The organism is Nonomuraea roseoviolacea subsp. carminata (genome assembly GCF_024172185.1).
Taxonomy (GTDB): Bacteria; Actinomycetota; Actinomycetes; order Streptosporangiales; family Streptosporangiaceae; genus Nonomuraea; species Nonomuraea roseoviolacea.
Map to the genome: position 1 here is coordinate 4,046,150 of NZ_JAMZEC010000001.1, position 12,246 is coordinate 4,058,395.

General features: G+C 72.1%; 10 protein-coding genes and 1 riboswitch. Of the genes, 8 read left to right on the forward strand and 2 right to left on the reverse strand.

From position 1 onward, the window contains the following. Positions 1–19: 19 nt before the first annotated feature. Positions 20–135: riboswitch (SAM riboswitch) on the reverse strand. 118 nt (positions 136–253) lie between these two features. Beyond that, complete coding sequence (locus HD595_RS18955; RefSeq protein ID WP_253770826.1) at positions 254–1,003, forward strand: TerC family protein; 750 nt, start codon at positions 254–256, stop codon at positions 1,001–1,003. Continuing rightward, entirely contained in the window at positions 1,003–2,193 is a 1,191-nt protein-coding gene (locus HD595_RS18960; protein WP_253770829.1) for a cytochrome P450, read from the forward strand. The genes HD595_RS18955 and HD595_RS18960 overlap by 1 nt, the downstream gene beginning before the upstream one ends. A 10-nt stretch (positions 2,194–2,203) precedes the next feature. On the opposite strand, the gene HD595_RS18965 is transcribed toward HD595_RS18960, so the two are convergent. Further along, positions 2,204–3,223 carry an SAM-dependent methyltransferase gene (locus tag HD595_RS18965; protein WP_253770831.1) on the reverse strand — a complete coding sequence of 340 codons (1,020 nt, stop codon included), beginning with the start codon at positions 3,221–3,223 and terminating at the stop codon, positions 2,204–2,206. Between the two features lie 670 nt (positions 3,224–3,893). Between HD595_RS18965 and HD595_RS18970 the strand changes: the two genes are divergently transcribed. From HD595_RS18970 to HD595_RS18985, 4 genes are all read left to right on the forward strand, one after another. Then, on the forward strand, positions 3,894–4,784 hold the full coding sequence (locus HD595_RS18970; RefSeq protein WP_253770833.1) for a Rossmann-like and DUF2520 domain-containing protein: 891 nt from the start codon (positions 3,894–3,896) through the stop codon (positions 4,782–4,784). After that, a complete protein-coding gene (gene panC, locus HD595_RS18975) occupies positions 4,775–5,638 on the forward strand; it encodes a pantoate--beta-alanine ligase (RefSeq protein WP_253770835.1) in 864 nt (287 codons plus the stop codon). Before HD595_RS18970 ends, panC begins: the two co-directional genes overlap by 10 nt. 393 nt (positions 5,639–6,031) lie before the next feature. Continuing rightward, positions 6,032–8,653: an L-aspartate oxidase gene (locus HD595_RS18980; RefSeq protein ID WP_253770838.1), complete on the forward strand. Its 2,622-nt coding sequence runs from the start codon at positions 6,032–6,034 to the stop codon at positions 8,651–8,653. Between the two features lie 4 nt (positions 8,654–8,657). Next, positions 8,658–9,440, forward strand: a complete 783-nt coding sequence (locus tag HD595_RS18985) for a type III pantothenate kinase (RefSeq protein ID WP_175603234.1) — start codon at positions 8,658–8,660, stop codon at positions 9,438–9,440. Positions 9,441–9,513: 73 nt separating this feature from the next. Here HD595_RS18985 and HD595_RS18990 read toward each other — a convergent pair whose 3' ends face one another. Further along, a complete protein-coding gene (locus HD595_RS18990) occupies positions 9,514–9,996 on the reverse strand; it encodes a hypothetical protein (RefSeq protein ID WP_253770841.1) in 483 nt (160 codons plus the stop codon). A gap of 159 nt (positions 9,997–10,155) precedes the next feature. Between HD595_RS18990 and lysX the strand changes: the two genes are divergently transcribed. Together lysX and HD595_RS19000 are read left to right on the forward strand one after the other, a co-directional pair. After that, on the forward strand, positions 10,156–11,637 hold the full coding sequence (gene lysX, locus HD595_RS18995) for a bifunctional lysylphosphatidylglycerol synthetase/lysine--tRNA ligase LysX (protein ID WP_308211184.1): 1,482 nt from the start codon (positions 10,156–10,158) through the stop codon (positions 11,635–11,637). Between the two features lie 385 nt (positions 11,638–12,022). Next, positions 12,023–12,235: a LuxR C-terminal-related transcriptional regulator gene (locus tag HD595_RS19000; protein WP_175603236.1), complete on the forward strand. Its 213-nt coding sequence runs from the start codon at positions 12,023–12,025 to the stop codon at positions 12,233–12,235. Positions 12,236–12,246 lie beyond the last annotated feature (11 nt).

Genomic DNA, 12,246 nt, shown 5'->3' on the forward strand with positions numbered 1-12,246 from the left:
GCCCCTGGAGCAGCCTCGGAGCCCGCGCTTGCCCGCCACACCTCGTGACGGACCAGGTCTTCACCCGGGGCACCCCGCCGCGGACGCGAGGGTTGCCGGCCAGCGAGCCGGGGCTTGGCGCTGGCACTCATGACCTACGTCCCGAACTATAACCGACGCCCCCGACCCGATCGCAAGCTCGCGAACTTCCCCGGACCCTGAGTCGTTGGTCCGGGAAACCCGCAGACCCCGGCGCGAACGTGGAGGTAAGCAGATGCTGGACTGGGTGGCCGACCCTCAGATCTGGATAGGGTTCTTCACCCTTGTCGCCCTGGAGATCGTCCTGGGCATCGACAACATCATCTTCATCTCCATCCTGGCCGGCAAGCTCCCGCCCGAGCAGCGCGACCGGGCCCGCGTGATGGGTCTCGCGGCGGCGCTGGTCAGTCGGCTGCTCCTGTTGCTGGCGCTGTCGTGGGTGGTGCGGCTGACGGCTCCGCTGTTCGAGGTGTTCGGCCACGAGATCTCGGGACGTGACCTGATCCTGCTGCTCGGCGGGCTGTTCCTGCTCGCCAAGAGCGTCACCGAGATCGGCCACAGCATGGAGCTGAAGGAGGAGGACGGCAAGAAGCGCGCGGCGACCTCGTTCGTCTCGGTCATCGTGCAGATCATGGTGCTGGACGTCGTCTTCTCGCTCGACTCGGTGATCACGGCGGTGGGCATGGTGGACGAGCTGGGCGTGATGATCGCCGCGGTGATCGTGGCCGTGCTGGTGATGCTGTTCGCCTCGGGGCCGATCAGCCGGTTCGTGGACCGGCACCCGAGCATCAAGATGCTGGCGCTGGCGTTCCTCGTGCTGATCGGCGTGGTGCTCATCGCCGAGGGGTTCGGCCAGCACATCTCCAAGGGCTACATCTACTTCGCCATGGCTTTCTCCGTCATCGTGGAACTCCTGAACATCCGCATGCGCAGCCGTCACGCCAGGCAGCTCGCCGCCTCGGAGGAGCCTCCTAAGATGCAGTAGTGCGCTTTGACCCCCGGAATCCGGTTTTCGTCGCCCATCCGTACGACGTCTACGACGAGCTGCGCCGTACGGCGCCGGTGACCTACTACGAGCCCACCGACCAGTGGCTCATCTCCCGGCACGCCGACGTGAACGCCCTGCTCAGGGACCGCCGCCTGGGCCGGACCTACCTGCACGTGGCCACCCACGAGGAGTTCGGCCGGCGGCCCGAGCCGGACTTCCAGGAGCCGTTCTGGCGGGTCAGCAGGAACGGCATGCTGGAGGTCGAGCCGCCGCTGCACACGCGGCTGCGGCGGCTCGTGTCCAAGGCGTTCACGCCGCGCATGGTCGAGTCGCTGCGCCCCCGGGTGCGGGCGATCGCCGGGGGCCTGGTGGACGCGTTCGTGGAGAAGGGCGGCGGCGACCTCATCGCCGAGGTCGCCGAGCCGCTCCCGGTGACGGTCATCGCGGAGATGCTGGGCATCCCCGAGTCCGACCGGCACCTGCTGCGCCCCTGGTCGGCGGACATGTGCGGCATGTACGAGCTGAACCCCACGCCGGAGGCGCAGCACGCCGCGGTGCGCGCGGCCGAGGAGTTCGAGGCGTACCTGAAGGCGCTGGCCCGCGAGCGCGCCGCCGCCCCCGGCGACGACCTGATCAGCGCCCTGGCCGGCATCGAGGAGCTGACCGAGGACGAGCTGGCCGGCACCTGCGTGCTGCTGCTCAACGCCGGTCACGAGGCCACGGTCAACGGCACGGGCAACGGCTGGTGGTCGCTGTTCAGGCACCCGGAGGAGCTGGCCAGGCTGCGCGCCGACCGGTCGCTGCTGCCCACGGCGGTCGAGGAGCTGCTGCGCTACGACACGCCACTCCAGCTCTTCGAGCGGTGGGTGCTGGAGGACATCGAGGTCCACGGCGTGCGCATCCCGCGCGGGGCCGAGGTGGCGCTGCTGTTCGGCTCGGCCAACCGCGACCCCGAGGTGTTCGCCGATCCGGACCGGCTCGACGTGGGCCGGGCCGACAACCCGCACATCTCGTTCGGCGCGGGCATCCACTTCTGCCTGGGCGCGCCGCTGGCCCGCATCGAGATGGTCGAGTCGTTCGGCGCGCTGCTGGACCGGACGAGCGAGCTGGAGCTCGTCAGCGAGCCGTCATGGAAGCCGGGGTACGTGATCCGCGGGCTGCACTCGCTGGACCTGCGCGCGGCCTGACTGTGACGTTTCAGCGGCGCTGGGCGAGCCAGCCGAAGCCGCCCAGCCCGCGCGGGTCGATCAGCTCGGCCTCCTCCGAGGCGCGCGCCAGCGCCCGGAGGTAGGCCCGCGGATCGCTGCGCGCCAGCTCCAGCGGCGGCCGGGTCCCGGTGATGCCCAGGGACCGCAGCGCGGCGCGTTGTGTGGACAAGGTTGTGGATATCGCGCCGGCGCGCACACCGGCCTCGGCGCACGCGTCGAGCGCGACGTGCGCGGTGATGTCGCAGGTGCCGTCGGGTATGGGCGCCACCACGGCCCCGTCGCGGTACCCGGTCAGAGTGCCCCGAGCCGGACGGTTATCCACAGGGTGTGCATAATCCGCCGCGACCGCGAGCCCGCCCGCCAGCCGTCCGACGACCGCCGCCCAGGCGGCGTCGCGAGGGCGGCCGATCTCGGCGCGCGAGCCCACGCAGGGCAGCGGCCACCAGCGGTCCAGCCACGCCCGGTCCTCGGGGCTCACGGGGTCGCCGAGCCGCTCCTCGCCGGTGCGGGTGTTCACCAGGACCAGGCGCGGGCCCTCCGAGGTCTGCTCGGCGACGTCCATCGGGACGTTGTCGAGCCACTCGTTGGCGATCGCCAGGCCGGTGACGACCGGCGGCGGCTCGGCCGCCCACGCGATCGTGAGCGGCAGCCCGAGCGGCCTGGGGGAGAGGTCCACGGCCGTGACGCGCAGCCGCCGGCGCAGCGCCGGCCCGGCCGCCTCCAGCACGTGCCGCACCAGCAGCCCCTCGCCGGCCCCGATGTCGACGAGGTCGAGGACGTCGGGCTGGCCGAGCGCGGCGTCCACCTCGGTCAGCAGCGCGAGGACCGCGTCGGCGAAGGCCGAGCTGGCGCTGACCGAGGTGCGGAAGTGGCCCGAAGGGCGTTCGAGCAGGTAGAAGCCGCCCTCGCCGTAGAGGGCGCGCTGCATCGCGGCGCGCCAGGTGAGCCACTCGGCCTCGTCGGCCGCGGGCGGGTCCGCAGCCGTCGCCGGTCGGCCTCCCCGCCTCATGGCCGGTCGCCGGTGTCTCGCGCCGCGTGGTGCCGCAGGCCGAGCACATGCTTCACGATCTGCGCCACATCTCACATCCTACTGGGAGATCGGTCGAGCGGTGATCTTCGCGGGCCTCCCGCCCGAGGCCGCGAGTCGCCTCGGAGGTGTCTGACCACGGGACCGTTTCATGATCTCCCCATGACACGCGCCGTCATTGCGCGACTACCCTATGTCATCCCCTTGCGCTAGTCTTTGCCTTACGCCGCTGTGGGTCCAATGCGCTTAGTGCTTCGACGCGGGTCCATGGCGCGCCGCCGAGCGCGTTCGGCACGGAGGAGGGGTCGGGCGCGCTGGGTGACGCTCAGGCGTGCGGAGCTCGGGCGGCCAATGGCGGCCTGCCCGAGCTCCGGTTCCCGGCCGGCCAGTCGGCGGATGGACGGCCAGGGGCGCGCACCTCCAAGGGGCTCGCACACCGGTGCGGTCACCGGGTCGGGTCGGCGACCCGGTGGCCGTGACCGTGCGGGTGGACCCTCTCCTCATCTCTTCCGACAGGAGATACGCTCACATTTAGCTTCCCTTGTCCCAATTGTCGCTAACTCAACATGCGGCAAAACCCCGGTCACGTCGGCAGTGACGCCCGGCCGTTACGCTGGTCGGCAGGCCATCAGGTCGACAGGGGTGGGAACGCATGGACGCAGGCGATCGCCCGGCACGGCTGGCCGTGGGCGTGCTGGGAGCAGGCAAGGTGGGCTCCGCGCTCGGCGCCGCGCTGGCACAGGCCGGGCACCGGATCGTCGCCGCCAGCGGGGTCTCCGACGCATCGCAGCGCTGGGCCGCCGAGCGGCTGGGCGTCGCGCCCTCGCCGCCCGACGAGGTCGTCGCCGCCGGCGAGCTGATCCTGCTCACGGTGCCCGACGACACGCTGCCCGACCTGGTCGCCGGTCTCGCCCAGGCAGGTGTCGACCTGCGGGGCAAGCTGCTCGTCCACACCAGCGGCGCGTACGGGCTGTCGGTCCTGGAGCCGGCCTCGCGGGCCGGGGCGCTGCCGCTCGCGCTGCACCCCGTGATGACGTTCACGGGCCGCGACGACGACCTCAACCGCATCACCGGCTGCTCGTTCGGGGTGACCGCCCCCGACCCGCTGCGGCCCATCGCCGAGGCGCTGGTGATCGAGATGGGCGGCGAGCCGGTCTGGATCGCCGACACCGACCGGGCCCTCTACCACGCGGCCCTGGCCAATGCCGCCAACCACATGGTCACGCTCATCGCCGAGTCGTCCGAACTGCTCCAGCGCATCGGCGTCGAGCACCCGGGCCGGATGCTCGGGCCGCTGCTCGGGGCGGCCCTCGACAACGTGCTCAGGCTCGGCATCTCCGGCCTGACCGGGCCCGTCGTGCGCGGCGACGCGGGCACCGTGCGCCGCCACGTCGACGCGCTCATCCTGGCGGCGCCCGAGGCCGCCGACGCCTACGTCGCGCTGGCCCGGCTCACCGCCGACCGCGCCCTCGCCGCCGGACTGCTGAAACCCGAGGAGGCCGAGCGCCTGCTCGACGCGCTCGGAGGGAACATATGGACGTGACCGTCGCCGATGACCGGATCGACCTGACCAAGGCCCGCGGCGAATGGGCCGCCGGCGAGCGCGTGGCCCTGGTGCCGACCATGGGCGCGCTGCACGAGGGGCACCGCTCGCTCATGCGGGAGGCGCGGGCGCGGGCCGACCGGGTCGTGGTGAGCATCTTCGTCAACCCTCTCCAGTTCGGGCCGGGCGAGGACTTCTCCCGCTATCCCCGTACGTTCGACGCCGACCTGGAGGTGTGCCGGGCCGAGGGCGTCGACGTGGTGTTCGCGCCGTCCGCCGAGGCCATGTACGGCCCCGACCGGCAGGTCAGCGTGTCCTCCGGGGCGATGGGCGAGGTCGTGGAGGGCGCCAGCCGTCCGGGCCACTTCGACGGCGTGCTGACCGTGGTGCTCAAGCTGTTCAACCTCGTCCAGCCTCACGTGGCCGTCTTCGGGCAGAAGGACGCGCAGCAGCTCGCCCTGATCCGGCGCATGGTGCGCGACCTGGACGTGCCGGTCGAGATCGTGGGCGCGCCGACGGTCCGCGAGCCCGACGGCCTGGCCCTGTCGAGCCGCAACCGCTACCTGTCCGACGCCGAGCGCGGCTCCGCGCTGGCGCTGTCGCGGTCGCTGCGGGCGGGGGCGGCCGAGAGCGCGCCGTCGCGGATCCTCGCCGCGGCCCAGGCCGTGCTGGACGCGGCGGCCTCGGAGATCTCGCTCGACTACGTCGTGCTGGTCGACCCGGCCACGTTCACCCCTGTGGGCGAGGCTTACGCGGGGGAGGCCGTGCTCGCCGTCGCCGCCAGGGTGGGGAGCACCCGCCTGATCGACAACATGGTGCTCACACTGGGCACCTCCGGGGCTCAGACCGCCTGAGAATCTGGCCGTCTGAGGATCAGGCCGTCCGCCCACGGTGACCGGGCGGCCCGCGCCTCCGCCCGCGCCATGGACGCCGCCCTGGCTCGGCCCCGGCCGACGCCTCCGCGTCTCGGGCCTCCGCGTCTCGGGCCTCCGCGTCTCGGGCCTCCGCGTCCCGCCGGCCTCCGCGTCCCCGACCCTTGCGCCGCCAAGCTTGCCGCGCCCTTGAGCCGCGCCGGGGGCCCGACTCCCTGAGCCGCGAGCGTCGCTTCTGCGTCCCCATGGTTCGCGCCGCCGCCCCCGACGACGCCCTTCCGCGCACCGCCGGCGTTCGTGGGACCCCGCGGGCGGTGCATCGCCGTCGAGGCGTTATCGTCATTCTGACGAAATCGCCCAGTGCGAGGAGATCCCATGAGTACCCCGCCGATCCCCCTGCGGCTCACGGCGCCGGCTCCCGGTTGGGAGGTCGAGGCTGACGTGGTCGTCGTCGGCTCCGGCGTCGCCGGCCTCACCGTGGCGCTGCGCCACGCCGAGCTCGACCCCGCCGCCAAGGTCCTCGTCGTCACCAAGGACGTCCTGTCCTCCGGCTCCACCCGCTGGGCGCAGGGCGGCATCGCGGCCGTGCTCGACCCCGCCGACACCCCGGAGGAGCACCTGAGCGACACCCTCGTCGCCGGTGTCGGCCTGTGCGACGTCAAGGCCGTCCGCACGCTCGTGACCGAGGGCCCCGGCGCGCTGCGGCGGCTGATGGCGCGCGGCGCGCGCTTCGACCGGACCCCGGACGGCGACCTCCAGCTCGGCCGCGAGGGCGGTCACCGGCGCGACCGGATCGTCCACGCGGGCGGCGACGCGACCGGCGCCGAGGTGCAGCGGGCCCTGGCCGAGGCGGTCCGCGCCTCCTCCTCGATCGAGGTCATCGAGCACGCCCTGGTCCTCGACCTGCTCAAGGACGCGCGGGGCCGGGCGGCCGGCGTGACGCTGCACGTCATGGGCGAGGGCGCGCGCGACGGCGTGGGCGCGGTGCGGGCCGGCGCCGTGGTGCTCGCCACCGGCGGCATGGGACAGGTGTACGCGGCCACGACCAACCCCGCCGTCTCCACGGGCGACGGCGTGGCCCTCGCGCTGCGGGCCGGCGCGGTGGTGCGCGACCTGGAGTTCGTCCAGTTCCACCCCACGGTGCTCTGGCTCGGCGCGGACTCCACGGGCCAGCAGCCGCTCATCTCCGAGGCGGTACGCGGGGAGGGCGCGTTCCTGATCGACCACGAGGGGAACGCGTTCATGCGGGGCGTCCACGAGCTGGCCGACCTGGCGCCGCGCGACGTCGTCGCCAAGGCCATCACCCGGACCATGCGCCGGACGGGCCGCGACCACGTCCACCTGGACGGCCGGCACTTCGGCGCCGACCTGTGGGCCACGCGCTTCCCCACCATCCTCGCGGCCTGCCGCGAGCACGGCATCGACCCGGTCACCGAGCCGATCCCGGTCGCCCCGGCCGCGCACTACGCCAGCGGCGGCGTCCGCACGGACCTGTCCGGCCGGACGTCCATCGACGGGTTGTACGCGTGCGGCGAGGTGGCCTGCACGGGCGTCCACGGCGCCAACCGGCTGGCCTCCAACTCGCTGCTGGAGGGCCTGGTGTTCGCCGAGCGGATCGCCGCGGACGTCCACGCCACGGCCGCCACCCGCCGTATCCACGCCGCCTCCCCGTCCGCCTCGGACCCCGAGGTCGCGGCCCCGGCCGGTGACGCGGTGCCGTCCGGCCTCGTGGACCCCCGGGTGCGGGCGCGGGTCCAGGCGCACATGAGCCGCGGCTCCGGCGTCCTGCGGGAGCGCGAGTCCGTGGCCGCCACGGCCCGGGCGCTGCGCGACGCCCGCTGGACCCCGGTCGAGGTCGCCCCCTGCACCGAGTCGTGGGAGGCGACGAACCTGCTCACGGTGGCGACCGTGCTCACCGCCGCGGCCGCCGCCCGGCTGGAGACGCGCGGCTCCCACTGGCGCGAGGACTTCCCCGACCGCGACGACGACGAATGGCTGGGCCACCTGGACGTGACCCTGACCGAGGAGGGCCTGAGCATGACCTACACCCCGCACGCCGACCGGCTCCCGCCGCGCCTGGCGCAGGAGCTGGCCGCCGCCGGGCTCGACCCCGACGAGATCGACGCGCTGGTCGACCGGGCGCTGGCCGAGGACCTCCAGGAGGCCGGCGACGTGACGAGCCTGGCCACCATCCCGGCGGACGCCCGCGCGGTCGCCGACGTGGTGGCCCGCGCCGACGGCGTCGTGGCCGGCCTGGCCGCCGCCGAGGCCGTGTTCGCGCGGCTGGGCGCGACCCGTACGGAACGGCGGGCCAAGGACGGCGAGCGGGTGCGGCGGGGCGACGTGCTGATGAGCGTGGAGGGCCCGACCAGGGGCCTGCTGACGGCCGAGCGCACCGCGCTGAACCTGCTCACCCACCTGTCCGGGATCGCCACGCTCACCGCCCGGTGGGTGGAGGCGGTCAGCGGCACCCGGGCGCGCGTGCGCGACAGCCGCAAGACGCTGCCGGGCCTGCGGGCGCTGGAGAAGTACGCGGTGCGCTGCGGCGGAGGCGTCAACCACCGGATGTCCCTGTCGGACGCGGCCCTGATCAAGGACAACCACGTGGTGGCCGCGGGCGGCGTGGCCGAGGCGTTCCGCGCGGTCCGCGAGCGGTACCCGGACCTGGTGATCGAGGTGGAGGTGGACCGCCTGGACCAGATCGAGCCGGTGCTGCGGGAGGGCGCCCAGGAGATCCTGCTCGACAACTTCAGCGTCGAGGAGATCGCCAAAGCCGTACAAATAGTTCAAAATCAGACGAGTAACACGAGTGAGGCGAGTAATCAGACGAGCACGGATCGAACGATGGAGCGCGGCCAGGTGAAGCTGGAGGCTAGCGGCGGCCTGACGTTGGAATCGGCGCGGCACGTGGCCGAAACTGGCGTGGACTACCTTGCGGTGGGAGCGCTCACCCATTCGGCGCCGGCCCTGGACATCGCACTGGACCTACGGGGGTAAACGGATGCTGCTCACGATCGACGTCGGCAACACGCACACGGTGCTCGGTCTGTTCGAGGGTGAGGACGTGATCGAGCACTGGCGGCTCGCCACCGACGCGCGCCGCACCGCCGACGAGATCGCGGTCGTCCTGCAGGGGCTGCTCGCGCAGTCGCCCCTGCTCAAGGGCGCCGACATCAGCGGCATCGCGATCTGTTCCACGGTCCCCAGCGTGCTCAACGAGATGCGCGAGATGTGCCGGCGCTACTACGGCGACGTGACGGCCGTGATCGTGGAGCCGGGGGTACGCACCGGCGTGCCGGTGCGTATGGACAACCCCAAGGAGGTCGGCAGCGACCGCATCGTCAACGCGCTCGCCGCCATCGACCAGTACGGCGGCCCCTGCATCATCGTCGACTTCGGCACCGCGACCTCGTTCGACGCGGTGTCGGCCAAGGGCGAGTACGTCGGGGCCGTCACCGCGCCCGGCATCGAGATCTCCGTCGACGCGCTGGCGGCGGCCGGCGCCCAGTTGCACAAGGTCGAGCTGGTCCGCCCCCGCTCGGTCATCGCCAAGAACACCGTCGAGGCGCTCCAGGCGGGCATCATCTACGGCTTCGCCGGCCAGGTGGACGGCATCGTCGAGCGGATGGCGGCCGAGCTGGCCGACGACCCCGACGACGTGACCGTGGTCGCCACCGGCGGCCACGCGGCGCTCGTGGTCAGCGAGTCGCGCTCCATCGACGTGCACGAGCCGTGGCTGACCCTCATCGGCCTGAGGCTCATCTACAACCGCAACACCGCCTGACGGGCGGCGGACGCGGACGAGCGGCCCCCCGCTCGGGAAGGGGGCCGCTCGCGTGGGTGGCGCCGGGCGCCGGCTACTCGTCCTCGGCGGTGTAGATGTACTCCCAGCGGCCGCACTTGGTCTGGTACGAGCCGTGCTCGCCGACCTGGCAGACCTTCACCCGCACGCTGGAGGAGTCCTCGGTGTGGAAGCTGAACCGCTTGAAGCCGGGGAAGCCGCAGTACTTCCTGCTGTAGACCGGCGACCAGTCGTGGTCGAAGTCGCTGGACTCGAACTTCACGTACGCGCACTTGCCGCCCTCGTCGTAGTCGCGGTCGTCCAGGTCGAAGAGCCGGCCCCTGACGTCCACGGTGTTGGACTCCTGGTCCTCGTCCCAGTCGACGTTGATCCAGCCGTCGGCCTTGGCGAGGTGGTCGCGCGAGAACACCGGGCCCCAGGAGTCGCTGTCGCGGTGCGCCGCGGAGGCGGTGGTGGCGCTCGCCGCCGGCGACATCGACAGCGCGAGGGCGGCGGTCGCCGCGGCGGCCAGGACACCGGTCGCGATCTGCTTGATCATGATCTCTCCCTGAGCTCTCTCCCAGGGCCGGCTCCCTGCCAGGCCCCCCCTGAGCTCTTGGGTCATGGGTAACGCGGAGGTCTTGCAGAGGCGTTGCAGTGCAACTGCAACGAGCCGACGAGCCCTTGCAGTTCGCCATATCCCCTACTCTTTGATGCTGTGAGCGACGAACTTCCCGAGCAGATGCGCATCCGGAGGGAGAAGCTCGACCGCCTTCGCAGCGAGGGCGTCGACCCCTATCCGGTGAGCTTCCCGCGCACGGCGACCAACGCCGAGGTCAGGGCGACACACGAGGGCCTGGAGCCCGACACCGCGACCGGTGAGCAGGTCGGGGTCGCGGGCCGCGTCATGCTCAACCGGATCGGCGGGAAACTCTGCTTCGCCACGCTCCGCGACGGCAGCGGCGACCTCCAGGTGATGATCTCGCTGGACCGCGTCGGCGAGGAGTCGCTGGCCGCCTGGAAGCGCGACGTCGACCTGGGCGACCACGTGGGCGTGACCGGCGAGGTGATCACCTCCCGCCGCGGCGAGCTGTCAATCATGGTCGAGAGCTGGCAGATCACCTCCAAGTGCCTGCGCCCGCTGCCGGAGAAGCACGTCGGCCTCACCGACCCGGAGGCGCGGGTCCGTCAGCGCTACGTCGACCTCATCGTCAACGACGAGGCCCGCGAGATGGCCCGCATCCGCAGCGCCACCGTGCGCGCGGTGCGCGACTTCTGGCACGAGGAGGGCTACCTCGAGGTCGAGACGCCCATGCTCCAGCCGATCCACGGCGGCGCGGCGGCCCGGCCGTTCAAGACCCACATCAACGCCTACGACATGGAGCTCTACCTTCGCATCGCGATCGAGCTCTACCTCAAGCGGCTGGTCGTCGGCGGCATCGAGAAGGTCTTCGAGGTCAACCGCAACTTCCGCAACGAGGGCGCCGACTCCACGCACAACCCCGAGTTCACCATGCTCGAGGCGTACGGCACCTACCTCGACTACAACGACATGGCCGACCTGACCCAGCGGATGTACCAGAAGGCCGTGGTCGCGGCGCTGGGCACCTCGGTGGTCGTGCACGACGGCGTCGAGGTCGACCTCGGCATCCCCGAGTGGCCGCGCGTCACCCTGTACGGCGCCGTGTCCGAGGCGGTGGGCGAGGAGATCACCACCGAGACGCCGATCGGCCGCCTGCGCGAGCTGGCCGACAAGCACGACGTCCACCACGACCCCAAGTGGGGGCCGGGCAAGCTGGTCCAGGAGCTGTTCGAGGCGCTGGTGGAGCACACGCTCATCCAGCCGACGTTCGTCATGGACTACCCGCTGGAGACCTCGCCGCTGACCCGTCAGCACCGCGACAACCCGCTGCTGACCGAGAAGTGGGACCTCATCGGGTTCGGCACCGAGCTGGGCACCGCCTACTCCGAGCTCATCGACCCGATCGAGCAGCGCCGCCGCCTGGTCGAGCAGTCGCTGCTGGCCGCGGGCGGCGACCCGGAGGCCATGCAGCTCGACGAGGACTTCCTGCAGGCGCTGGAGTACGCGATGCCGCCGACCGGTGGCATGGGCGCCGGCATCGACCGCATGATCATGGCGTTCACCGGCAAGAACATCCGCGAGACCATCCTCTTCCCGCTGGTCAAGCCCAACCGCTGACGGCCTTCCCGTCGTCCCGCCGCGCCCGGCGGCGGGACGACCTCGCACGGACGGCGGGCTGACGTCCCGCGGCGGGCGCGGAAAGGCGTCCCGAGTACGGGTCGCACGCAATTGCGGGATCGTGCCGGACGAAATACGCCGCCCGGCGACCGCGTCAGGAACCTTTGTGAGGCCCTGTAAGGGCTGCTGTGATCGCGCAGCGTGCCCCGAAGTGCCGACATCCGCCGAGTCCCCCACATACGACGGATCAAGTCAATGGCGGCCGTCAAGTGCCACGAATATCGCGCTTGACGGCCTTTCCCGTATGCGTTTAACGTCTGCGGAGCGAACAGCTTTGCACGGGCCGACGACGACTCCGAGACTGCTGTTGGGGGGAGGGCTCCCGATGGATGTGCTCACCGATCAGGTTGAGCTTAGCCACGCCGATCTAGCCTTGCTGGCGGAGCTTGCCAAGGGAGTCACCGTCGATCGGGTGGGCAGACGCCTCGACATCAGCGGGCGCACCGTACGCCGCCGGCTGCGCGGCATCTGCGACCGTATCGGGGTCGCCACGGCCATCGAGGCCGTGGCGTGGGCCGCCCGCCGCCAGCTCATCTGACCCCGTCCGCG

Bases quoted from the DNA above. Each gene is read 5' to 3' on its own strand.
- panC (WP_253770835.1), top strand. From the start codon at position 4,775: ATGGACGTGACCGTCGCCGATGACCGGATCGACCTGACCAAGGCCCGC.
- HD595_RS18985 (WP_175603234.1), top strand. From the start codon at position 8,658: ATGCTGCTCACGATCGACGTCGGCAACACGCACACGGTGCTCGGTCTG.
- HD595_RS18990 (WP_253770841.1), bottom strand. From the start codon at position 9,996: ATGATCAAGCAGATCGCGACCGGTGTCCTGGCCGCCGCGGCGACCGCC.
- HD595_RS19000 (WP_175603236.1), top strand. From the start codon at position 12,023: ATGGATGTGCTCACCGATCAGGTTGAGCTTAGCCACGCCGATCTAGCC.
- HD595_RS18980 (WP_253770838.1), top strand. From the start codon at position 6,032: ATGAGTACCCCGCCGATCCCCCTGCGGCTCACGGCGCCGGCTCCCGGT.
- HD595_RS18970 (WP_253770833.1), top strand. From the start codon at position 3,894: ATGGACGCAGGCGATCGCCCGGCACGGCTGGCCGTGGGCGTGCTGGGA.
- HD595_RS18965 (WP_253770831.1), bottom strand. From the start codon at position 3,223: ATGAGGCGGGGAGGCCGACCGGCGACGGCTGCGGACCCGCCCGCGGCC.
- HD595_RS18955 (WP_253770826.1), top strand. From the start codon at position 254: ATGCTGGACTGGGTGGCCGACCCTCAGATCTGGATAGGGTTCTTCACC.